Source organism: Acidovorax sp. GW823-FHT05D11, assembly GCF_058795695.1.
Genome location: NZ_CM179502.1, coordinates 5,216,679 through 5,239,354, shown reverse-complemented (window position 1 = coordinate 5,239,354; position 22,676 = coordinate 5,216,679). Strand labels below are relative to the sequence as shown.

Here is a 22,676-nt window from a genome sequence, read left to right as displayed (position 1 = left end):
AAAGGTGACAGCGACAAGATCTTCTTCATGTAAGCTCGCGGTCAGCTTGCCCACCGGCAGCGCCGCAAGAAGTGTCCGATACCAGGGCGCGTTCAACACATTTCTCACCAGCTACACCGAGCTGGTTGTTGCATGGCAGAAGCCGTCGATGGACGGACTCGGGTGCCGTGGGATGATTGAAGGCGAATTCGTATGAACCTTTCTCTATGACTCTGACAATTTCAAAGTTCCGGCGGCTGTTGCCTGTGTTGGCTGTGACGGTGTTCACGGTGGCGTGCGCGCCCCTGACCGTTCCCCCCAAGTCCGAATATCCCGTCGGCCGGGCCCGTCTGGTGTTGCCGCCGGGGGCGTGGCAAGACCTGGGCACTTCCGAAGAAGCCATGTCCGGTCCCGCAGGCCGTACCCCGCTCCAGACCCGTGCGGTGGGGCTGCGGGGTGCGCAAGGTGAATGGCTGGCCGCGCTGCGGGTGCAGACCAACCGCACGGGCGACCTGCGTGGGTCTCCGCAAGGGGTGGGGTACTGCCCGCCGCAACAGGACGTCGTGGTCAAGGATCCCGCGGACGGCAGCCCCGTGCGCGCCGATTGCCTGCGCTTCAAGCTTTGGGCCAGCAGCCCCAGGTGGCTCGAAAAGAACCGGCCCGACCTGGTCCAGTGGATGGCCAGCCGCCAGATCGCGCTGAGCACTCCCTACGCGCATGTGGGCTACCGCTACGTCACCGAAGCGGGTGTCTGGGTGGCGGTGGATGCCCTGGTGGACCAGCGGCTGCTCAGCGTCCGGCCGCGCAGCAACGAAGAATTCCTGACCGCGGGCCTGCCCCTCCAGCAGTGGGCCCATGACCTGGCCCAGGCCGTGCGCCTGAGCGCCGGCATGATGGATGGCCACCTGGCCATTCCGCCGTTCCCGTTTCCCGCGCCCCCTTCCAGACGCTAGCGCGCCAGCCCTCCCCTGCCTGGCGGCCTTGCATAACGATTACGAAACTCGAGGAGACCTCTGATGCAGACAAGCCCAGTCCCGCAGCCGCAGCGCATTGGCGTGCCAAGGGAAACTTTCCCTGGCGAAAAGCGCGTGGCCACCGTGCCCGATGTGGTGGAGAAGCTGATCAAGCTGGGCTTCGCGGTTGCCGTGGAGTCGGGGGCAGGGGAGGCCGCCAACTTCAGCGACGACGCCTACCGTGCCGCCGGGGCCCAGATCGTGGGCGACGCTGCCGCGCTGTGGGCTGCATCGGACATCGTCTTCAAGGTGCGCCCGCCCAGCAGCGAGGAAGTGGCGCTGATGCGCGAGGGCACGACGCTCATTGATTTCATCTGGCCCGCCCAGCACCCCGAGCTCATGCAGCAGCTGGCGGCCCGCAAGGCCACGGTGCTGGCCATCGACTGCCTGCCGCGCACGCTGTCGCGCGCCCAGAAGATGGATGCGCTCACGTCCACCGCAGGCGTCAGCGGCTACCGCGCCGTCATCGAGGCGGCCAATGCCTTCGGCCGCTTTTTCAACGGCCAGATCACGGCCGCGGGCAAGGTGCCGCCGGCCAAGGTGTTCATCGCGGGCGCGGGCGTGGCGGGGCTTGCCGCCATCGGCACGGCGGCCAACCTGGGCGCCATCGTGCGCGCCAACGACACGCGCGCCGAGGTGGCGGACCAGGTCAAGTCGCTGGGTGGCGAGTTCGTCAAGGTGGACTACGAGGAAGAAGGCTCGGGCGGCGGCGGCTATGCCAAGGTCATGAGCGAGGGTTTCCAGGCCGCACAGCGCAAGATGTACGCCGAGCAGGCCAAGGATGCGGACATCATCATCACCACCGCGCTGATCCCCGGCAAGCCCGCGCCCAAGCTCATCACGGCCGAGATGGTGCAGAGCATGAAGCCCGGCAGCGTGATCGTGGACATGGCCGCCGAGCAGGGCGGCAACTGCGAACTGACCGTGCCCGGCCAGGCCGTGGTGCGCCACGGCGTGACCATCGTCGGCTACACCGACCTGGCCTCGCGGCTGGCCAAGCAGTCGTCCACGCTGTACGCCACCAACCTGCTGCGCCTGACGGAAGAGCTGTGCAAGGCCAAGGACGGCGTGGCCGTGGTCAACATGGAGGACGACGCGATCCGAGGCCTCACCGTGGTCAAGGATGGGGCGATCACCTGGCCTGCCCCGCCGCTCAAGCAGGCCCCTGCACCGGCACCCAAGGCCGCGGCGGCTCCTGTGGCCGCCAAGAAATCCAGCCATGGCCCGGGCGCACCGATGTCCGCCAAGACGCTGACCATCGTTTTTGCCGTGTTGGCCGTGCTGTTCTGGGCCATCGGCGCCTATGCGCCCGTGGCCTTCCTGGGGCACTTCACGGTGTTCGTGCTGGCCTGCTTCATCGGCTACATGGTGGTGTGGAATGTCACGCCCGCGCTGCACACGCCACTGATGAGCGTGACCAACGCCATCTCCAGCATCATCGCCATCGGCGCGCTGGTGCAGATCGCGCCGCCCGATGCGGGTGTCAACGGGCGCCCGGATGGGCTCATCCTGTGGCTGGCGTTTGCCGCGCTGGTGCTCACGGCCGTCAACATGTTCGGCGGCTTTGCGGTGACGCGCCGCATGCTGGCCATGTTCCGCAAGTAACTCCATCACAACAAGAACACGAGGAGCACAGAACATGTCCCCAAGTCTCGCCACCGTCGCCTACCTGGGCGCGGCCATTTTGTTCATCCTGAGCCTGGGCGGGCTCTCCAACCCCGAAACCTCGCGCCGGGGCAACCTGTTCGGCATGGTCGGCATGGCGCTGGCCGTGCTGGCCACGGTGTTCGGCCCGCGCGTCAGCCCCGCAGGGGTGGCCTGGATCGTCGGCGCGCTGGTCGTTGGCGGCGGCATCGGCCTGTATGCCGCCAAGGTCGTCAAGATGACCCAGATGCCCGAGTTGGTCGCGCTCATGCACAGCCTGGTGGGCCTGGCGGCCTGCCTGGTGGGGTTTGCGAGTTACGTCGATACCTCGATCCAGCTGCAGGGCGCGGAGAAGATCATCCATGAGGTGGAGATCTATGTCGGCATCCTGATCGGCGCGGTCACGTTCAGCGGATCGCTGATCGCCTTTGGCAAGCTCAACGGCAAGATCGGTGGCAAGCCGCTGCTGCTGCCCGGCCGCCACTGGATGAACCTGGCCGCGCTGCTGGTCGTGATCTGGTTTGGCCGTGAGTTCCTGCGCGCCGAGACCATCGAACAGGGCATGGTGCCGCTGATGGTGATGACGGCGATCGCGCTGCTGTTCGGCATTCACATGGTGATGGCCATCGGTGGTGCGGACATGCCGGTGGTGGTGTCCATGCTCAACAGCTACTCGGGCTGGGCAGCGGCGGCCACGGGCTTCATGCTGTCCAACGACCTGCTCATCGTCACGGGCGCGCTGGTGGGCTCCTCGGGTGCCATCCTGAGTTACATCATGTGCAACGCGATGAACCGCAACTTCATCAGCGTGATCGCGGGCGGCTTCGGCTCGGGCGCTGGCACACCGGCCAAGAAGGGCGAGGCTGCCGAGCCGCAAGGCGAGGCCGTGCCCGTCAGCTCCGCCGAGACGGCCGAGCTGCTGCGCGATGCCAAGAGCGTCATCATCGTGCCCGGCTACGGCATGGCCGTGGCCCAGGCCCAGCACACGGTGTACGAGATCACCAAGACCCTGCGCGAAAAAGGCGTGGATGTGCGCTTTGCCATCCACCCCGTGGCGGGCCGCATGCCCGGCCACATGAACGTGCTGCTGGCCGAGGCCAAGGTGCCCTACGACATCGTGATGGAGATGGACGAGATCAACGAGGACTTTCCCAATGCCGACGTGGCCATGGTCATCGGCGCCAACGACATCGTGAACCCGAGCGCGCTGGACGACCCGTCCAGCCCCATCGCCGGCATGCCAGTGCTCGAAGTGTGGAAGGCCAAGACCTCGATCGTGATGAAACGCTCCATGGCCTCGGGCTATGCGGGCGTGGACAACCCCCTGTTCTACAAGGACAACAACCGCATGCTGTTTGGCGACGCCAAGAAAATGCTCGACGAAGTTCTTTCCGCGCTCAAGGGGTGACGGGCATAATTCCACCGCGAAAAAAGCACGACCGTGCTGAAAAAATCAGCACGGTCTCACGGCCTCAATAAAACTTATCAGGAGACAAAAAATGACGAATCGCCCCTGGCTGGCTGCCTATCCGCAAGGCGTCCCCGCAGACATCGACACCGCGCAATACCCGTCGCTGGTGGCCCTCATGGACGAGGCGTTCACCAAGTACGCGGGCCGCGTGGCCTACAGCTTCATGGGCAAGGAAGTGACCTATGCCCAGACAGACTCGCTCTCCAGTGCCTTTGCGGCCTACCTGCAGGGCCTGGGCCTGGTCAAGGGCGACCGCGTGGCCATCATGATGCCCAACGTGCCGCAGTACCCCGTCACGGTGGCGGCCATCCTGCGCGCGGGCTTCGTGGTGGTCAACGTGAACCCGCTGTACACCCCGCGCGAGCTGGAGCACCAGCTCAAGGATTCGGGCGCCAAGGCCATCGTCATCATCGAGAACTTCGCCACCACGCTGCAAAGCTGCATTGCCAACACGCCCGTCAAGCACGTGGTGCTGTGCGCCATGGGCGACCAGCTGGGCCTGCTCAAGGGCGCGCTCGTCAACTACGTGGTGCGCAACGTCAAGAAGATGGTGCCCGCCTACAACCTGCCGGGCGCCGTGCGCTTCAATGACGCGGTGGCCCAGGGCACGCGCGGCACCCTCAAGAAGCCCGACATCCGGCCCGACGACATCGCGCTGCTGCAATACACCGGCGGCACCACCGGCGTGAGCAAGGGCGCGGTGCTGCTGCACCGCAATGTGATCGCCAACGTGCTGCAGTCCGAGGCATGGAACGACCCGGTGATGAAGAAGGTGCCCGCGGGCGAGCAGCAGACCAGCATCTGCGCGCTGCCGCTGTACCACATCTTCGCGTTCACCGTGAACATGATGCTGAGCATGCGCACGGGCGGCAAGACCATCCTGATCCCCAATCCGCGCGACCTGCCTGCCGTGCTCAAGGAGCTGTCCAAGCACACCTTCCACAGCTTCCCGGCCGTGAACACGCTGTTCAACGGCCTGGCCAACCACCCCGACTTCAACACCGTCAACTGGAAGAACCTCAAGGTCTCGGTGGGCGGCGGCATGGCCGTGCAGGGCGCCGTGGCCAAGCTGTGGCTGGAGAAGACCGGCTGCCCCATCTGCGAGGGCTACGGCCTGTCGGAGACCAGCCCCTCGGTCAGCTGCAACCCCGTGACCGCCAAGGAGTTCACCGGCACCATTGGCGTGCCGCTCCCCGGCACCCTGATGAAGCTGCTCGACGACGACGGCCGCGAGGTGACCACCCTCGGCCAGCCCGGCGAAATCGCGATCAAGGGCCCGCAGGTGATGGCCGGCTACTGGCAGCGCCCCGATGAAACCGCCAAGGTCATGACCGACGACGGCTTCTTCAAATCCGGCGACATCGGCGTCATGGACGAGCGCGGCTTCTTCAAGATCGTGGACCGCAAGAAGGACATGGTGCTGGTCAGCGGCTTCAACGTCTACCCCAACGAGGTCGAAGAAGTCGTGGCCAACTGCCCCGGCGTGCTCGAATGCGCCGTGGTGGGCGTGCCCGACGAGAAGACCGGCGAGGCCGTCAAGCTCGTGATCGTCAAGAAGGACCCCGCGCTCACCGAAGCGCAGGTCAAGGAGTTCTGCCGCGCCGAACTCACCGGCTACAAGCAGCCCAAGGTCATCGAGTTCCGCACCGAGCTGCCCAAGACCCCCGTGGGCAAGATCCTGCGCCGCGAGCTGCGCGACAAGAAATGACCATCCCCCTGAGCCGCTTCGCGGCTTCCCCCTTCTCTCGGCTCGCGCCGGGAAGGGGGACGACGCCAGCGGCCTGGCGAAGCCAGTTCCACGGCGTCCGCTGGTATGGGACGTGTCGGTTTCGTAGGCCATGACCACCGCCATCCTCAGCGCCTTGCCCGAAGAGCAAAGCTCGCTGGTCCAGCACCTGTCGCACCCCCAGCGTCTGATGCATGCGGGCCGCGCCTTTTGGCTGGGCGAGCTGCACGGCCGCGCGGTGGTGTTGGCGCTGTCGGGCATCGGCAAGGTGGCGGCTGCCACCACGGCCACGGCGCTCATCGAGCGTTTCGGCGTGGCGCGCATCGTCTTCACCGGGGTTGCGGGCGGTGTGGGCGATGGCGTGAATGTGGGCGACGTGGTGGTGGCGCAGGACTACCTCCAGCACGACATGGACGCCTCGCCCCTGTTCCCGCGCTGGGAAGTGCCCGGCTACGCACGCAGCCGCCTGGCCTGTGACGGCGTGCTGTCTGCTCTGCTTTTGGAAGCTGCTTGCGCTTGTGTATCAAGCGCCAGTGGCCAATTTGGCTTGAGAACTGGTGCAACAGATGCGTTGGAAGGCGTCTTGCACCGCACCCACCACGGCCTGGTGGCCAGCGGGGACCGATTTGTCTCTGCCGCCGATGAGTCCCACCGCCTGCGCAACACCTTGCGCGACGCCGGCCACGACGTGCTGGCCGTTGAAATGGAAGGCGCCGCCGTGGCCCAGGTGTGCTATGACTACAGCATCCCCTTCGCCGCCGTGCGCACCATCTCCGACCGCGCCGATGACACCGCCCACGTGGACTTTCCCCTCTTCGTGCAGACCGTGGCCAGCCGCTACGCCGAGCACATCATGCTGGCGTTTCTTCAAAAACTATAAAATTGATAGCTACTCGCGCTTGTTGAGTAAGCGCTAGGGGCTATTTTGTTGGATATTTTCATGCGTGGCCGTAGATCATCGGTCGCCGCGCCGTGAAACTGGCGCTCCTCCATGCCAGCGCCACCGTGGATCCGGCTTTGCCTGTCCACCGGAGGCGTCCCCCTCGGGGGAAGGCGCGCAGCGCCACAGGGGGCTACTTCAACCAGCCGCGCTTGCGGAAGTACCACATGGGCCCCACCGCGCTGGCGATCATCAGCAGGATGCCGTAGGCATACCCGTAGCTCCACTCCAGCTCGGGCATGAACTTGAAGTTCATGCCGTACACGCTGGCGATCAGCGTGGGGGGCAGCAGCGCCACGCTGGCCACCGAGAAGATCTTGATGATCTTGTTCTGGTTGATGTTGATGAAACCGACCGTGGCGTCCATCAGGAAGTTGATCTTGTCGAACAAAAACGCCGTGTGGTTGTCCAGCGATTCGATGTCGCGCAGGATCTGGCGGGCTTCCTCGAACTGCTCGGAGTTGAGCATCTTGCTGCGCATCATGAAGCTCACGGCGCGGCGGGTGTCCATCACGTTGCGGCGGATGCGTCCGTTCAAGTCTTCCTGGCGGGCAATGGCGCCCAGCACCTCGCCAGCAAGGGCATCGGTCACGTCGCCGGCCAGCACCTGCTTGCTCACCTTTTCCAGCTCGTCGTAGATGTTCTCGAGCGTGTCGGCCGAATACTCGGCGTCGGCGTCGAACAGCTTGAGCAGCACTTCCTTGGCGTCTTCGATGAGGCCTGGCGCGCGGCGTGCGCGCATGCGCAGCAGGCGGAACACCGGCACGTCTTCGTCGTGGATGGAGAACAGCACGCCCCGGCTCTTGAGGTTGGCGTTGTGCTGGTTCAGGATGAAAGCCACCCGCACCGAGCGCGGGTCTTCATCGTCGTCGATCAAAAAGTCGCTGCGAATGTGCAGCTCGCCGTTGTCTTCTTCGTAGAAGCGGGCGGATTCCTCGATGTCCTCGTCCATCGCATCCTCGGGGATGGACAGGCCGTAGTGCTGCTTGATCCAGCGTTTTTCTTCGAGGGTGGGGGCTTCCAGGTCCACCCAGATCGGCTGGAAGCGGGTCAGCTCTTCCAGGGATTCGATTTCTTCCTGGAACAGCCGGCCATTGGCGAGCGTGAAGATGTTGAGCATGGGCTCACTCCCTTGTTGTGTGGCATCTGCGGTGTGGGGGATCGGGTGCTTTCAACCCCACAGCAGGCAGGCCGGGGAGCTGAAAGCTACCAACTCGGGTAGGTTTCCAAGGAGCTTTCTCCGTAAAAAATGGACAGGCGGCGGATTATGGCACTGCCGCCGCGGCGGGCCCGTGGCAAAAGCCCGCGCCCGCCGTGGTCAGGTGGATGAAGCCTGGCGCACGATGGCCAGTGCCCGGCACAGGTCGGCCCAGGCGGCGGCCTTGGTCTCCTGCGAGCGCAGCAGGAAGGCGGGGTCGTAGGTCACCACGGCGGGGCACCCGCCCAGCGCGTGTGGCCCCGCGCGCAGGCGGCCCAGCGGTTCGGTGCGGCCCAGCGCCACGCGCGCCGCGACATGGCCCAGCACCAGCACCAGGGCGGGCTGCAGCGATGCCACGGTCTCGGCCAGCGTGGCCTGGATGTCCGCGCTCGCCTGCGTGCCGGAGGCGGGGCGCTCCAGCGCGGCCAGGAACACGCGGGGATGCCGGTGCAGTTGCATGGCGCGCAGCATGTTGTCGAGCAGGCGGCCTGCGTCGCCGCCCAGCGGGTCGTCGGGGGTGAGGCTTTCGGCCACGATCAGCCAGCCCGGGCCCAGCCCGGCGGGCGCCTGCGCCGGATCGGCCAGGGGGTACAGCGGCTGGGGCGCGTGCAGCCTCAGGGCCGGGGCGACGGGGGCCGTCGCGGTGGAGAGGGTGGAGGGCGGCGTGTCCTGCGCTGGCGCCGGTGCAGCGCGCGCGGGCACCCGGGGCGGGGGGGGGCGCTGCGCGGTCGGGGGCGGCGGCCGGGGCTGTCGTGGCGGCCACCAGGGCGGGCCGCGCCGGTGGGCGATCGGTGCCGGGGGCTGCTGTGGCGCCCGCTGCTTGCGCGGCTGGCGCCGCCACCGCCGCCGCCACGGCCTGTGGCGGGCCCCACACGGTGACGCCCATTTCTTGCAGCATGGCGCGCTGTCGCGCATCGAGGTGGAGGCTCATACGGGCGGGGTGGGTGGTTCTTGCGGGTTACAGGGGCAGGCTCATGACCACGGCGTCTTCGCGCTGGCCCTCGGCCGCGGGGTAGTAGCGCTTGCGTTCGCCCACGCGGCGAAATCCGTGCGCCTGGTAGATGTGCTGCGCGCGCAGGTTGCTCACGCGCACCTCCAGCCACAGCCACTGCGCGCCCCGTCCGCGTGCCCACAGGGCCAGCGCATCGAGCAGCACCCGCGCCCAGCCCTGGCGCTGGAATTCGGGCGTGACGGTGATGTTGAGCAGGTGCACTTCGTCCACGCCCAGCATCGCCACGAAGTAGCCCAGCAGATGGTCGCCGGCCATGAGCAGCTGGGCCTGGTAGCCCGAGGCCAGCGCATCGGTGAAGTTGCCGCGCGTCCAGGGGTGCGAATAGGCGCGTTGCTCCACCGCCAGCACGGCGTCGAGCCGCGCGAGCGTGAGGGTTTCAAAGCGCGCTTCCAGGGCGCGGGCGGGCGGGGTGGGCAGGGCGCTCATGCGGTGGTGGCCAGGACAAGGTTCACTGGGGCGCGCCAACCCCGGGTTCCTGCGGGTTGGCTGCCGCCTGGGCGGCGCGCAGGGCGGCACGTTCGGCGGTGGTTTGCGCCACTTTATCGCGGATATAGCGCGGCAGCGCATCGCGGGCCGGCACGCCGTGGCCGGCGGCCAGCAGCGCAGGGGCCAGGCGCAGCAGCGCGCCGGCCGTGGGCAGCGCGGCCACATGGGGGGCATCGGGCGCGAGCCGGTCGCCGTAGGGGGCCTGCGCATTGCCCGCCACCGTCCAGCCCGGGGGCGGCAGCACGGATTCCGGCGCGCCCAGTCCAAAGTCGGCGTCGGCCTGCCAGCGTGCCTCGGAGGCCCGCCATTCGCAGCGCGCGTGGTAGACCTCGTCCATGCGCGCGTCCAGCACCGCCACCACGCGCGTGCAGCCCTGCGCGTGGCGCGCCTCCTCGGCCACCGCGAGCAGGGTGTCCACGGGCAGCACCGGCACGCCGTGGCCCCCGCGCGCGCCAAACGCCAGCCCCTGGGCCACGGCGCAGGCGGTGCGCAGCCCGGTGAAGGAACCCGGCCCCCGGCCAAACACGATGGCCTCGAGCGTGTCGAACGACACGCCGGCCTGCGCCATCAGGCTGCGCACCGCCGGGATCAGGGTGGCCGATGCCTGCGCGCCCCCGGGGCCCGTGTGATGCCACACGGCATCGCCCTGCTGTACCGCGATGGAGAGGGTGTCGGTGCTGGTGTCGAAGGCAAGTAGATTCATGGGGCCTGGGGGTTTGCGCGGCAAAAGGAGGTCAGGAGGCGGTGTGGCCAGGGGCGGGCGTGGCGGTGGCGGCCGGGCCCGCCGGACTCCTGCGCAGCACGCCCAGCAGGATACCGGCAGTCACCAGCAGCAGGCCGGCGACGAGGTTCCAGTACATCGGCTCGTCCAGGAACACCACGGCACCGATGGCCGAGAGGCCGGGCACCAGCGCCGTGATCATGGTGGAGCGCACGGGCCCATAGTGCTGGATCATGCGCGTGAAGCCGATGCCCGAGATCACCACCGAGCCGCCGCCCTGGAACACCATGTGAAAGACGATCTCGCTCCAGGGCGCCAGCGCCAGGTGGCTGGTGACGGCGCCCAGCGTGGTCAGCAGGGCATAGCCGGGCACATAGACCAGGCAGGCAAACGCCGTGATCGCGATGGTGGCCTGCACGGCGTCCACCGCGTGGCGCCGGGCCAGCACGCTGTAGGTGGCCCAGCTCGCGGCCGCCATCATGAAGAGCAGGTCGCCCTTCCACACGTCGCCCCCCGAGAAGGCCGCCAGCAGGCTGCGGCCGCCCACCAGCAGGTCGCCCGCCACGATGAAGGCCAGGCCCGCGGCACGCAGCGGGGTGATGTGGTCGCGCAGCAGCGCGGCGGCCAGCAGCGCCGTCCACAGCGGCAGGCTGCCCGGCATCAGCACGGCCGCGTGGGTGGCGGGCGCATGGAAGAACCCCGCGTAGGCCAGCATGGCGTACAGCAGCCCGCCGAAGATGCCCAGCAGGGCCGTGGTGCGCAGCGGCAGGGGCGAGATGCCCCCCAGGCTGGAGGGCGGGGCGGACGCGCCCTGCGCCGCCGTGCGCCGCCGCACCATCCACCAGCCCCAGGGCAGCAGCACCAGGCTGGCGCCGGTGATGCGCAGCAGCGCGATGTCGAACGGGGTGAGCGTGCGCTGGGCCGAGGCGCGGGCAATGACGATGAAGCCTGTCCAGATGGTGACGGTCACGACCGCCGCCAGCAGGCCCATGGCACGAGGAGAAAAGCGCATCGGGGGATTATCGGTGCCTGCCGCCGCCAGCGCTGGCGCGCGGCTTGCCGGCGGGGCCGGGGCAGAGGCCGCCCCTGGCGCCGGGCGATAGACTTCCGCCATGTTTTCTCTTCCTGTTGCCTGGCGCTGGAGTGCGCTGCGGGATGCCGTGCGCTGCTGCGCGGCATCGCTTGTCCTGGCGGGGGCCGCCGGCGCCGCCGGGGCGCAGCCCGCCACCCCCGCACCCGTTTCGTTGCCCCCGGAAGTCGAGGCGGCCCTGCAGCGCGCCAGGCTGCCGCGCGAGGCGCTGTCGGTGGTGGTCGTGGATGCCCAGGGCGGCCGCGCTGCGGCGCGCCTTTCGCACCGCGCGCAGGCCCAGGTCAACCCGGCGTCGGTGATGAAGCTGGTGACCACTTACGCGGCGCTGGAGCAGCTGGGCCCCGCCTATGTGTGGAACACCCCGGTCTACGTGCAGGGCACGGTGCAGGAGGGCAGCCTGCGCGGCAATGTCTACATCCAGGGCCAGGGCGACCCCAAGCTCGTCATGGAGCGCCTGTGGTTGCTGATGCGGCGCCTGCAGGGCCAGGGCATCCAGGTCATCGTGGGCGACATCGTGCTCGACCGCACCGCCTTCGATGTGCCCGACCACGACCCGGCGCGCTTTGACGGCGAGCCCCTGCGCCCGTACAACGCCGCGCCCGACGCGCTGCTGCTCAACTACAAGTCCTCGGTGATGACCTTCGTGCCCGACGCCGCCGGCGGGCTGGCCCGCATCCAGTACGACCCGCCCCTGGCGGGCGTGTCGCGCCAGCCCACCGTGGCGCTGGCGGCGCCGGGCACCGAGTGCGGAGACTGGCGTGGCGCCCTGCGCGCGGAGCTGGCCGACCCCGCCAAGGTGGTCTTCCAGGGGGTGTACCCGGCCGCCTGCGGCGAACGCGTGTGGCCCGTGGCGGCGGCCGACCCGCGCGGCTTTGCGGCGCGCGCGGTGGAAGGCATGTGGCGCGAACTGGGCGGCAAGCTCACGGGCAGCGTGCGCGAGGGCAAGGTGCCGGCCGGCCTGAAGCCCGCCTTCGTGGCCACCTCGCCCCCCCTGGCCGAGGTGGTGCGCGATGTGAACAAATACAGCAACAACGTGATGGCGCAGCATGTCTTCCTCACGCTGGCATTGCAAAGGAACGGTGTGGCCACCTTCGACGGTGCCCGCGAGGCCCTGCGCCAGTGGTGGCTCGCGCGCATGGGCGATGCGGAACTGCCCCTGGCCGACAACGGCGCGGGCCTGAGCCGGGACGCCCGCCTGACCGCGCAGGCGCTGGCGCGCATGCTGCAGGTGGCCTGGGCCTCGCCCGTGATGCCGGAGCTCGTGGCCTCGCTGCCCATCTCCGGCGTGGACGGCACGCTGCGCCGCAGCCAGAGCCGCGCGGGCGTGGCCCACCTCAAGACGGGCAGCCTGCGCGACGTGATGGCCGTGGCGGGCTACGTGCACGCGGCCAGCGGCCGGCGCTATGTGCTGGTGGCGGTCGTCAACCATGCCAATGCCGGCGCAGCGCGGCCCGTGCTGGACAGCCTGGTCGACTGGGCGGCGCGTGACCAGTGAATAATCCGGCGTTGCCCCGGCCCCGCGCGCCCGGGCCTTCGCTTCGAACAGGTTTCCGGAACCACCGCCCCATGCCCACGACCGAGCTCATCGGCTACCTTGCCGCCGCCATGACCACCTGCAGCTTCGTGCCGCAGGCGCTGCACACCTTCCGCACGCGGGATGTCCGCGGCATTTCGCTGGGCATGTACAGCGTGTTCACGGCGGGCGTGGCGCTGTGGCTGGTCTATGGGCTGACCCTGGCGGCCTGGCCCATCGTGGTGGCCAATGCCATCACGCTCGCGCTGGCGGGGACGATCCTGGGAATGAAGGTGGCCTACGGGGCAGGCGGCGGGCACTGACCGCCGGCCCGTGGCGGCACGCTGTCGCCTAGGCGTCTGCGCGCCCGGTGCGGTCCGCGTTATCCCCTATGGATGGTGCAGTGCAGGTGCGCGCACGATGCGTCGTTCCTTCCAGACCTGAGGTATCCATTCATGACGTATTTCCGCCTTACCTGTGTCGCCGCCGCCGCGGTCCTGCTTGTTGCCTGCGGTGGCTCCGACGATCCCGCCCGCGGCGCGCTGATCGATCCCCCGGCGGTGCTCACCACGCTGACGGCCGCGCAGATCGACGCAGGCACTTCCAGCAGCGGCCTGCAGGCCATCACCGGTAAGGCGAAATGCGACGTGAAGGTGGTTGCGCTCAATTACGCCACCGCGGGCGCCAAGGGGGGCGAGAGCACCAACGCCTCCGGCGTGATGCTCGTGCCCGCGGGCAGCTGCAGCACCGCCGCGCCGCTGGTCGCCTATGCCAAGGGCACCGACGTGCAAAAGCCCCGCACCCTGGCCAATCCGCAGGACAGCGAAACCTTCCTGCTCGCTGCCATGTACGCCGCCCAGGGCTATGCCGTAGTGGCCACCGACTACCTGGGGTTTGCCAAGTCGGGCTACAGCTACCACCCCTACCTGCACGCCGACTCGGAAGCCACCTCGGTCATCGACTCGGTGCGCGCCGCCCGCAACGCGGCGGGCAGCGTGGGCGCCAATCTGTCGGGCAAGGTCATGTTCACAGGCTACTCGCAGGGCGGGCACTCGTCGATGGCGGCGCACCGCTCCGCGGAGCGCGACTACGGCAATGAATTCAACGTGGTGGCCGGCGCCCACCTGGCGGGCCCCTACAACCTGTCGGGTTCGCTGCGCATCCCGGACGCCATCGCGGGCGTGCAGTTCTTCGTTCCGTACCTGGTGACGGCCTGGCAGAAGGTCTATGGCGATGTCTACACGGACGTCAAGCAGGTCTTCAAGGCGCCGTACTCGGGCTACATCGAGACCCTGCTGCCCCACCCCACGCTGACCTACACCACGCTGGTCACCTCGGGCACCCTGCCCGCGGGCACGCCCAACCAGGCGCGTGATGCGCTGTTCCAGCCCGCCTTCATCACGGGCTCGCAGACCAGCACCACCCACCCCCTGTACCTGGCGGCCAAGAAGAACGACCTGCTGGGCTGGAACCCCAAGGCCCGCGTGCTGCTGTGCGGCGGCGCTGGCGACCCCACGGTGCCGCCCGCCATCCACCAGCGGATCATGAAGGCCGACTTCGACAGCCGGGGCCTGACCAACGTGGCGTCGGTGGACGTCGATGCCGCGATCCAGGCCACCTTCGGCCCGGGCGGCCAGGCCCCCACCGATCCGGCATCGGCCGCATTCGCGACCTACTACGCCGCCTACCACGGCACGTATGAGCCACCCTTCTGCCATGCACAGGCCCGTGCAGTGTTTGACACCGTCAAGTAGGCAAAGGCATCCGCCCTGCCCGCCCGGGGCAGGGCGCACAGCAAAAAGCCGACCCTGGGGTCGGCTTTTTTGTGCCTCCCGGTGGCGCGCTCCACGAGCGCCGCCACCCCGCAGGCGGGTTACCAGCGCGCCTTCAGCCGGTCATGGGCGTAGGTGCCGAACTGGCGTTGTGCCGAAGGGGTGAGGTACACCGGGTCGGCGAACACGTAGGAGGCCTGGTTGGCGCCCGCCAGCAGCGTCGAGGGGGTGCACAGGGCCGAGTTGACCTGGCCCGCGCCGATGCCGATGCCGTTGGCGGCGTCCACGGAGGTGCACACGGGCGTCGTGGCGTTGTTGAAACCGTAGTTGGCGGGCACGCTCGTGTACAGGTTCACGTAGTAGGCGGAATCGACGTACAGCACGTTGGCGCCGAGGTCCACGATGCCCACGAGCAGGCCGTCGTTGAAGCGGCTGCTGGCGTCGGTCAGCAGCGCCTCGCGGCGGATGGCCTTGGCCCAGGGGGTCTTGCTCAGGTCATAGGTGCCGGTCACCACCACGTACTTGGCGCCCGCGGCGACGAGGCGGCGCACCTGCGCGGCCATGTCCTCACCGGCCTGGCGGGCTGCGGCCACCATGGCGGCTTCCGTCTGGGTGCCTGCCTGCACGGCGGCCATGCCGGCGATCACGTCGCTGATGCCGCCGCTCAGGATCACCACGTCGTTGGCCGCGAAGCTGCCGCTGGCCAGGAAAGTATCGATCTGCTCGGTGATGGTGGGGGTGCTGGCGTTGCCCGCGGCGTCGGGCTTGGCCTTGACGCGGGCGTTGCCCACCGCGTAGCTCTTGCCGCCCGCCGAGGCGGCCGTGAGGGGCTTGCCGTAGCTGGCGGCCACCTGCAGGGTCCAGTTGTTCACGCTGCCGTCATTGACGGTGTAGCGCGTTCCCTTTTGCCCCACGTCGCTGTTGGCATCGCCGAACGCGATGAAGCGCTCGGGCGTGATGGCCGATTCGGTGGTGCTTGAACCGCAGGCCGCAAGCAACGCGGCCGACGCACATGCGGCGACCAGAACGGTGCGGCGCATCCAATTTGCTGCCATGTATTTCTCCAGAAAAGTGGGGGTAGTTTAGCGGTGCAACGTCAACCCATGTAAAGCCGCCTTGTGCGGCTGGAATCATGCGGCAGATGCCCGTTGCAGGCGGTCACGAACGCCTTCCCACTCGGGCTCGGCGGGCGGGGTCTCGATCCAGATCAGTTTCACGCCGTCGTCGTCGAAGCCGCGCAGCACGGCGAACAGCTGCTGGGCCGTGGCGGCCGCGTCGTCGGGCATACGCCGCATGACGAGCCTGGAGGACTGGGTGCGCAGCGCGGCACGGGCATAGACCGCGATGTGGGCGGCCTCGGCGCCCAGCAGGTCCAGGCCGGTCTGCAGGGCCTTGGCGTCCATCAGGCGCACCTTGGCGGCGGGGGCGTAGTGGGCTTCGAGCGTGCCGGAGGCGCGCGGCGTGAGCGCGGGCAGGTCGTCCCTGGACAGCGGCGCGGTGCCGCAGGCGGCCTCAATCTGCTCGCGCGTGACGGCGCCCGGGCGCAGCAGCACTGGCACGCCGCGCGTGCAGTCCACGATGGTGCTTTCGATGCCCACTTCGCACGGGCCACCGTCGAGTACCAGCAGCCCGGCGCCCAGCTCGTCCTGCACGTGCCGGGCGGTGGTGGGGCTCACGCGGCCAAAGCGGTTGGCGCTGGGGGCCGCCACGCCCCACACGGGCGGGCCGCCCAGGGCATCGCCATCGCCGGGCGTGGCGCAGGCCAGCAGCAGCGCGTGCGCCACGGGGTGGGCGGGGCAGCGCAGCCCCACGCTGTCCTGGCCGCCCGTGGCGGCCGTGGCCACGCCGGACAGGCGCGGCAGGATGAGCGTGAGCGGTCCGGGCCAGAAGGCATCGACGAGCTTCTGTGCAAAACCCGGTACCTCACTGGCGAAGTGGGCAATGCCTTCGGCATTGGCCACGTGCACGATCAGCGGGTGATCGCTGGGGCGCCCCTTGGCGGCGAAGATCTGCGCCACGGCGGTATCGCTGCTGGCGTCGGCGGCCAGGCCATACACGGTTTCGGTGGGCAGGCCCAGCAGCGCGCCGCTGCGCACGGCCCGCGCTGCGGCGGCGATGGATGCGGGCTGGGTGCCGTCAAGAATCATGGTCAGAACGGCGCGATGCCCAGGAGGGCCGCAGCCCGCAGGGCGGTGGCCCGCGCAGCGTCGGGGGTGGCGGCGGTGATGTTGAGGTGGCCCATCTTGCGGCCGCGCTTGGCGTCGCGCTTGCCATACAGGTGCAGGTGCGTGCCGGGCAGGGCCAGCACCTCGGCCCAGGGGGGCGTCTGCTCCGTGCCGCCCTGCGCAAACCACAGATCGCCCAGCAGGTTGAGCATCACGGCGGGGCTGTGCTGGCGCGGCTGCGTGAGCGGCAGGCGGGCCATGGTGCGCACCTGCAGCTCGAACTGCGACACGTCGCAGGCGTTCTGGCTGTAGTGGCCGCTGTTGTGCGGGCGCGGGGCGATCTCGTTGACCACCAGGCCGCCGTCCTGCAGCACGAAGAACTCCACGCAGAGCACGCCGACGTACTGCAGGCCGTTTGCTATCGAAATTGCAGCTGCTACCGCTTGCTGAATAAGCGCTGGAGGCAGATTTTGTTCAAAAACCTCCGTCACGGCCAGGATGCCGTCGCGGTGCAGGTTGCGCTGCACGGGCAGGTGCACGGTGGCCCCGTCGGCGCCGCGCGCCACGATCACCGAGCATTCCAGTGCCAGCGGCAGCATCTTCTCCAGCACGCAGGGCACCTTGCCGACCGCGTCCCACGCAGCGGCGAGTTCGGCAGCGGTCTTCACTCGCACCTGGCCTTTGCCGTCGTAGCCCATGCGAGCCGTTTTCAGGATGCCTGGCAACAGATCAGAAGAAACCGCAGCCAGTTGCTCAGCCGTTTCGATCACCGCATACGGCGCGCAGGGCACGCCGCAGGCCACGAAATGGGCTTTTTCCCGTGCACGGTCCTGCGCCACCGACACGGCGCTGGCGGCGGGCGACACGGGGCGCTGCGCTGCCAGGGCGGCCAGCGCGGCCGCGGGCACGTTTTCGAACTCGGTGGTCACCGCATCGGCCAGGCGGGCCAGCTCGGCCAGGCCCTGCGGATCTTCATAGCCCGTCTGGATGTGGTGGTGGCTCACCAGCCCGGCGGGGCTGGTGGGGTCGGCGTCGAGCACGGCCGTGAAATAGCCCATGGCCTGGGCCTGGTGCACAAACATGCGGCCCAGCTGGCCGCCGCCGAGCACGCCCAGCGTCGATCCCGGCAGGAGGGGTTTGTTGCTGGCGCTCATGCGGCGGGCGGCAAGGTCATGTTGCGGGCCACCTCGGTCTGCTCGGCGCGGAAGGCTTCGAGCCGCTGGCGCAGTTCGGGGCTTTCGTTGGCCAGCAGGGCGACGGCAAACAGGGCGGCATTGGCAGCGCCCGCCGTGCCGATGGCGAACGTGGCCACGGGGATGCCCTTGGGCATCTGCACGATGCTGTGCAGCGAATCCACACCCTGCAGGTGGCGACTGGCCACGGGCACGCCCAGCACGGGCACGGTGGTCTTGGCGGCAATCATGCCGGGCAGATGGGCGGCGCCACCGGCACCCGCAATGATGGCCTTCAGGCCCCGGCCGGCGGCCGCCTCGGCGTAGGCGAACATGTCGTCGGGCATGCGGTGGGCCGAAACCACGCGGGCCTCGTGCGGGATGCCGAATTGCTCAAGAATCTGCACTGCATGCTGCATGGTGTCCCAGTCGCTGCTGGAACCCATGACCACGCCGATCTGGATGGGTTTCATGGTGTGGAAGGTGCCTTGGCCGCGGGCTGCGCCCGCGGCACGGCTGTAGGTGGAACCCGCGATTTTACTTTTTGCGCTTCCCTTCGCCGCACCCGGGCATGTCGATGGGCCAAAATAGCGCGAACCAACCAGCTTGACCGGCCCCGCCCGTACACCACCATGATTGACGTCACCGTAGAGAACTTTGAAGCCGAGGTCGTTGCCGCCTCGATGACCGTGCCCGTGCTGGTGGACTTCTGGGCGCCCTGGTGCGGCCCCTGCAAGTCGCTGGGGCCGGTGCTGGAAAAGCTCGAGACCGAATACGCCGGCCGCTTCAAGCTCGTCAAGATCGACTCGGACCAGGAGCAGCAGCTGGCGGGCATGTTCGGCATCCGCAGCATCCCCACCTGTGTGCTGCTCATGAACGGCCAGCCCGTGGACGGCTTCATGGGGGCCCTGCCCGAGGGCCAGGTGCGCGCCTTCCTCGACAAGCACGTGCCCACCGCCGAGGAAATGGTGGCCGAAATGGAGGAGGAAGAAGCCCAGGACGCCCTGGCCGAGGGTGACACCAGCACCGCGCTGGAGAAGCTGCAGCATGCGGTGGTGACCGATCCCTCCAACGACGATGCGCGCTTCGACTACGTCAAGCTCCTGCTGCAGCTGCACCGCGAGGACGATGCCAAGGTCGCGTTCGCCCCCGTGATCGCCAAGGCCGCGGGCTCGCGCAAGCTCGGCGCGCTGAAAGTCTGGATGGATGCTATTGATTTCGTAGCTTCTGGCGCATATGGAGAAAGCGCTGAGGCCGATTTTGATGCCAAGATCGCCGCCAACAAGCGCGATTTCGATACCCGCTACGCCCGCGCCCGCTGGCTCTTGGCCGGCCGGCGCTGGACGGACGCGATGGACGAACTGCTCGAAATCCTCATGCGCGACAAGGCCTGGGGCGAAGAGATCGCCCGCAAGACCTACGTGGCCATCCTCGAGATCATCGAACCCCCCAAGGCGAAAGTGGCCGACGGCCAGATCCCGCCCGACGACCCGGTGGTGGCGACCTACCGGCGCCGGCTGTCGAGCGTGGTGCTGAGCTAGAACAGGCTACCCCCTGAGGCGCCTTGCGCCTTCCCCCTGGAAGGGGGACACCGCCAGTGCGGCGGGGCGGCCCTTGCACGGCGGCCGCTGCCTGTACCGTGCCCGTTGCGACGGCATCGTGCGATGGGCAGAAAAGAAAAGGCTCCCGGTTGGGAGCCTTTTGTGTTTTTTAGGCAGGTCGCCGTTTAACCGACCAAACGCTCCAGCGCCTCGCGGTACTTGGCGGCGGTTTTTTCGATCACTTCGCGCGGCAGGCGGGGGGCGGGCGCGGTCTTGTCCCAGGGCTTGCCGTTCACCTGGGCCTGCTCCAGCCAGTCGCGCACGAACTGCTTGTCGTAGCTTGGCGGGTTCTGGCCGGCGGCCAGGGCGGCTTCGTAGCCTTCCACGGGCCAGTAGCGCGAGCTGTCGGGCGTGAGCACCTCGTCCATCAGCACCAGCGTGCCATCGGGCGCCAGGCCAAACTCGAACTTGGTGTCGGCGATGATCATGCCTTTGGTCAGCGCGATCTCGGCGGCGGCCTGGTAGATCGCAATGCTGAGGTCGCGGATGCGGGTCGCCAGGTCCAGGCCGATCATCTCCACCGTGCGCTCGAAGGTGATGTTCTCGTCGTGCTCGCCCATGGCGGCCTTGGCGGCGGGGGTGTAGATGGGCGCGGGCAGCTTGGCGGCATTGGTCAGCCCTTCGGGCAGCGGCACGCCGCAGACCGAGCGCGATTCCTGGTACTCCTTCCAGCCGCTGCCGGCCAGGTAGCCGCGCACCACGGCTTCGACGGGGATGGGCTGCAGCCGCTGCACGAGCATGGACCGTCCACGGATCTGCGCGGCCTCCTGCGCGGACACCACGCTTTCCGGCGCGTCGCCCGTCAGGTGGTTGGGGCAGATGTATCCGAGCTTGTCGAACCAGAACAGCGCCATCTGCGTGAGCAGCTCGCCCTTGCCGGGGATGGGTTCGCCCATGATCACGTCGAAGGCCGACAGGCGGTCGCTGGCCACCATCAGGATGCGGTCGTCGCCCACGGCGTAGTTGTCGCGCACCTTGCCACGGGCCAGCAGGGGCAGCGAGGTCAAGGCGGAAGTGTGCAGGGCGTTGGAACTGGGCTGGGTCATGGTGTCGGGGTGGGCGGTCAATGTCCGCTGCAGGCAGGCCGAAGAACGTGGGGAATGGAGCGCGGGGGCATGGGAAATGCCTGCTGGCGCGCAACCGGTGGATTTTACGCGCGGGGCCCGAAGCGTGCGCGTGGCATGGGTTCCCGAGGGCGCGCGGGAGCGCACCGGAACGCGCCTTTGGCGAACGGGCCAGCGCGCTTCGTGCCGTTGCGGCACACTGGCGGCCCTGAGTCCGACCTGGCCGCCCTGGCCGCTTCCTGTGCCCTCCCATTCCACCCTGACCCCCCGCCGAGAACTGTGGCTGCTGCTCACGCTGGCCGGCATCCAGTTCACCCACATCCTCGACTTCATGATCATGATGCCGCTGGGGCCCCAGTTCACGCGGCTGTTTGCCATCAGCGATGCGCAGTTCGGCCTGCTGGTCTCGGCCTACACGCTCTCGGCGGGCGCATCCGGGCTGCTGGCCTCGACCTACATCGACCGTTTCGGCCGCAAGCGGCTGCTGCTGACGCTGTACGTCTTGTTCGGGCTGGCCACGCTGGCCTGCGGCGTGGCACCCACCTACGGCACGCTCATGGCCGCGCGCATCCTGGCGGGGGCCTTCGGGGGCGTGCTGTCGGCGCTGTCGCAAACCATCGTGGCCGACGTGATCCCCTTCGAGCGGCGCGGGCGCGCGATGGGCATCGTGATGACGTCGTTTTCCCTGTCCACCGTGGCCGGTGTGCCCCTGGGGCTGATCCTGGCCGAATACGGGGGCTGGAACCTGCCATTCCTGGCCATTGCGCTGATGGTGGGCGTGCTGGCCGTTCTGGCGGCACGCACCATGCCCGTGATGACGGGGCATCTGCGGGCCGCGGATGGCCGCACCGCGCTGGGTGGCATCGCCCAGGTGCTGGCCGACGCCAACCACCGCTGGGCCTTCCTGTTCTCGGCGCTCATCATGTTCGCCGGCTTCACGGTGATTCCCTACATCACCATCTACATGCAGGCCAACGCCGGGGTGCGGCCCGACCAGATTCCCCTGGTGTACCTGTGCGGCGGCGTGGTGACGCTGTTCACCGCGCGCCTGTTCGGCGTGCTCACGGACCGCTGGGGCAAGGTGGTGATGTTCCGCTGCCTGGCGCTGGCCGGCGCGTTGCCCCTGCTGGGCATCACGCTGGTGCGCGGGGTGCCGCTGGTGGCCGTGCTGGTGGTGTCGACGCTGATGTTCGCGCTGATGAGCGGCCGCATGATTCCGGGCATGGCCATCATTTCCTCGGCGGCCCGGGCGCCCTTGCGCGGCACCTTCATGACGCTGAATGCGTCGGTGCAGTCCGCGGCGATGGGCGTGGCGTCCTTTGTGGGCGGGGTGCTGATCAGCCGCGACGCGCAGGGGCTGGTGCAGAACTACTGGATGGCCGCCGTGGTGGGCATTGCGGCGAGCCTGCTGTCAATGGTGGTGGTGGGGCGGCTCACGCTGCACGGCGCGGCGCCCGCGGCACGGTGAGGAGCCGCATCTGCGGGACGGCGGTGTACGGGACGGCCCACCCGGCAACCTGCCCATTGTGCGCGCTTTTCGGAGGCTTGGCACCTTGGTTGGCATAACCCAGCGGACAGGGTCGGTATGGGATTGCTTTTCAGGGAGGGCGGGGGCATAGTGACTTCACGTCAACGGGATGCATCCAGGTTCGCCGAGCCGCTCCTCTGATCCAGGGCGGCGTTCTTCCACCGAGAGTGTTACAGGAGACTTATTTATGAACTTGACGATCAGCGGTCACCACCTCGAAGTTACCCCAGCCTTGCGCAACTACGTCACCACCAAGCTGGACCGGATCACCCGCCATTTTGACCAGGTTGTCGATGTCAAGGTACTGCTGACGGTAGAGAAGCAAAAGGAGAAGGAAAAGAGGCAGCGAGCGGAATGCAACATCCACGTCAAGGGCAACGACCTGTTTGCCGAAAGCTCCCACGCCGACCTGTATGCCGCCGTGGATGAACTGGTCGACAAGATGGACCGCCAGGTCGTGCGCCACAAGGATCGCCTGCAGGACCATCACCACGATGCCGCCAAGCGCGAACTGCACGCCTGATGCGGCAGCCCTGAGCCCGGCACAGCAGCCGCCCACTGGGCGGTTTTTTTGTTGCCCG

General features: G+C 68.3%; 21 protein-coding genes. 11 read left to right on the top strand and 10 right to left on the bottom strand.

From position 1 onward, the window contains the following. The first annotated feature begins 380 nt into the window (after window positions 1–380). The 5 genes from AC3RCE_RS24115 (at window position 381) to AC3RCE_RS24095 (ending at window position 6,713) form a co-directional block, all read left to right on the top strand. Entirely contained in the window at window positions 381–932 is a 552-nt protein-coding gene (locus AC3RCE_RS24115; RefSeq protein WP_255591903.1) for a hypothetical protein, read from the top strand. 63 nt (window positions 933–995) lie between these two features. Next, the gene (locus AC3RCE_RS24110) at window positions 996–2,597 is read left to right on the top strand and encodes a Re/Si-specific NAD(P)(+) transhydrogenase subunit alpha (RefSeq protein ID WP_492254123.1); all 1,602 of its coding nucleotides are present in this window, start codon (window positions 996–998) and stop codon (window positions 2,595–2,597) included. A gap of 34 nt (window positions 2,598–2,631) precedes the next feature. Next, window positions 2,632–4,044, top strand: coding sequence for a Re/Si-specific NAD(P)(+) transhydrogenase subunit beta (gene pntB / locus AC3RCE_RS24105; protein ID WP_492245259.1), 1,413 nt, complete (start codon window positions 2,632–2,634; stop codon window positions 4,042–4,044). 91 nt (window positions 4,045–4,135) lie between these two features. Then, window positions 4,136–5,815: a long-chain-fatty-acid--CoA ligase gene (locus AC3RCE_RS24100; protein ID WP_218297878.1), complete on the top strand. Its 1,680-nt coding sequence runs from the start codon at window positions 4,136–4,138 to the stop codon at window positions 5,813–5,815. Between the two features lie 130 nt (window positions 5,816–5,945). After that, window positions 5,946–6,713: a 5'-methylthioadenosine/adenosylhomocysteine nucleosidase gene (locus AC3RCE_RS24095; protein WP_492254122.1), complete on the top strand. Its 768-nt coding sequence runs from the start codon at window positions 5,946–5,948 to the stop codon at window positions 6,711–6,713. 193 nt (window positions 6,714–6,906) lie between these two features. Here the strand turns inward: AC3RCE_RS24095 and corA are convergent, their stop codons facing one another. The 5 genes from corA to AC3RCE_RS24070 form a co-directional block, all read right to left on the bottom strand. Beyond that, window positions 6,907–7,893, bottom strand: coding sequence for a magnesium/cobalt transporter CorA (corA, locus tag AC3RCE_RS24090; RefSeq protein ID WP_010464274.1), 987 nt, complete (start codon window positions 7,891–7,893; stop codon window positions 6,907–6,909). Window positions 7,894–8,091: 198 nt separating this feature from the next. Then, window positions 8,092–8,673 (bottom strand): uracil-DNA glycosylase family protein, encoded by a 582-nt coding sequence (locus tag AC3RCE_RS24085; RefSeq protein ID WP_492254121.1) that lies wholly within the window; start codon window positions 8,671–8,673, stop codon window positions 8,092–8,094. Between the two features lie 256 nt (window positions 8,674–8,929). After that, window positions 8,930–9,409, bottom strand: coding sequence for a ribosomal protein S18-alanine N-acetyltransferase (gene rimI, locus AC3RCE_RS24080; RefSeq protein ID WP_218297874.1), 480 nt, complete (start codon window positions 9,407–9,409; stop codon window positions 8,930–8,932). Between the two features lie 22 nt (window positions 9,410–9,431). Then, window positions 9,432–10,172, bottom strand: a complete 741-nt coding sequence (gene tsaB, locus AC3RCE_RS24075; protein WP_492254120.1) for a tRNA (adenosine(37)-N6)-threonylcarbamoyltransferase complex dimerization subunit type 1 TsaB — start codon at window positions 10,170–10,172, stop codon at window positions 9,432–9,434. A 31-nt stretch (window positions 10,173–10,203) separates the two neighbouring features. Then, window positions 10,204–11,202, bottom strand: a complete 999-nt coding sequence (locus AC3RCE_RS24070; RefSeq protein ID WP_492254119.1) for a DMT family transporter — start codon at window positions 11,200–11,202, stop codon at window positions 10,204–10,206. 100 nt (window positions 11,203–11,302) lie between these two features. On the opposite strand from AC3RCE_RS24070, the gene dacB reads away from it, so the two are divergent. The 3 genes from dacB to AC3RCE_RS24055 all read left to right on the top strand — a co-directional run bounded on the left by dacB (window position 11,303) and on the right by AC3RCE_RS24055 (window position 14,547). Then, on the top strand, window positions 11,303–12,775 hold the full coding sequence (gene dacB, locus AC3RCE_RS24065; protein WP_492254118.1) for a D-alanyl-D-alanine carboxypeptidase/D-alanyl-D-alanine endopeptidase: 1,473 nt from the start codon (window positions 11,303–11,305) through the stop codon (window positions 12,773–12,775). A 71-nt stretch (window positions 12,776–12,846) separates the two neighbouring features. Then, window positions 12,847–13,116 carry a SemiSWEET transporter gene (locus AC3RCE_RS24060; protein ID WP_218297870.1) on the top strand — a complete coding sequence of 90 codons (270 nt, stop codon included), beginning with the start codon at window positions 12,847–12,849 and terminating at the stop codon, window positions 13,114–13,116. A 132-nt stretch (window positions 13,117–13,248) separates the two neighbouring features. After that, window positions 13,249–14,547, top strand: a complete 1,299-nt coding sequence (locus tag AC3RCE_RS24055) for a lipase family protein (RefSeq protein WP_492254117.1) — start codon at window positions 13,249–13,251, stop codon at window positions 14,545–14,547. 119 nt (window positions 14,548–14,666) lie between these two features. Here the strand turns inward: AC3RCE_RS24055 and AC3RCE_RS24050 are convergent, their stop codons facing one another. The 4 genes from AC3RCE_RS24050 to purE all read right to left on the bottom strand — a co-directional run bounded on the left by AC3RCE_RS24050 (window position 14,667) and on the right by purE (window position 18,375). Then, on the bottom strand, window positions 14,667–15,620 hold the full coding sequence (locus AC3RCE_RS24050; RefSeq protein ID WP_218297868.1) for an SGNH/GDSL hydrolase family protein: 954 nt from the start codon (window positions 15,618–15,620) through the stop codon (window positions 14,667–14,669). Between the two features lie 75 nt (window positions 15,621–15,695). Next, window positions 15,696–16,712 carry an L-threonylcarbamoyladenylate synthase gene (locus AC3RCE_RS24045; protein WP_218341785.1) on the bottom strand — a complete coding sequence of 339 codons (1,017 nt, stop codon included), beginning with the start codon at window positions 16,710–16,712 and terminating at the stop codon, window positions 15,696–15,698. A gap of 2 nt (window positions 16,713–16,714) precedes the next feature. After that, window positions 16,715–17,884 (bottom strand): 5-(carboxyamino)imidazole ribonucleotide synthase, encoded by a 1,170-nt coding sequence (locus AC3RCE_RS24040; RefSeq protein WP_218297866.1) that lies wholly within the window; start codon window positions 17,882–17,884, stop codon window positions 16,715–16,717. Continuing rightward, on the bottom strand, window positions 17,881–18,375 hold the full coding sequence (purE, locus tag AC3RCE_RS24035) for a 5-(carboxyamino)imidazole ribonucleotide mutase (RefSeq protein WP_057227318.1): 495 nt from the start codon (window positions 18,373–18,375) through the stop codon (window positions 17,881–17,883). Before purE ends, AC3RCE_RS24040 begins: the two co-directional genes overlap by 4 nt. Before the next feature lie 159 nt (window positions 18,376–18,534). On the opposite strand from purE, the gene trxA reads away from it, so the two are divergent. Next, on the top strand, window positions 18,535–19,443 hold the full coding sequence (gene trxA, locus AC3RCE_RS24030; RefSeq protein ID WP_492246531.1) for a thioredoxin: 909 nt from the start codon (window positions 18,535–18,537) through the stop codon (window positions 19,441–19,443). Window positions 19,444–19,628: 185 nt separating this feature from the next. Here trxA and AC3RCE_RS24025 read toward each other — a convergent pair whose 3' ends face one another. Then, window positions 19,629–20,549, bottom strand: a complete 921-nt coding sequence (locus AC3RCE_RS24025) for a phosphoribosylaminoimidazolesuccinocarboxamide synthase (protein ID WP_218297864.1) — start codon at window positions 20,547–20,549, stop codon at window positions 19,629–19,631. Window positions 20,550–20,808: 259 nt separating this feature from the next. Here AC3RCE_RS24025 and AC3RCE_RS24020 point away from each other — a divergent pair, with 259 nt between their 5' ends. Both AC3RCE_RS24020 and hpf read left to right on the top strand, forming a co-directional pair. Beyond that, window positions 20,809–22,035 (top strand): MFS transporter, encoded by a 1,227-nt coding sequence (locus AC3RCE_RS24020; protein ID WP_218297863.1) that lies wholly within the window; start codon window positions 20,809–20,811, stop codon window positions 22,033–22,035. Between the two features lie 247 nt (window positions 22,036–22,282). Continuing rightward, window positions 22,283–22,618 carry a ribosome hibernation-promoting factor, HPF/YfiA family gene (gene hpf, locus AC3RCE_RS24015; protein WP_218297862.1) on the top strand — a complete coding sequence of 112 codons (336 nt, stop codon included), beginning with the start codon at window positions 22,283–22,285 and terminating at the stop codon, window positions 22,616–22,618. Window positions 22,619–22,676: the final 58 nt, after the last annotated feature.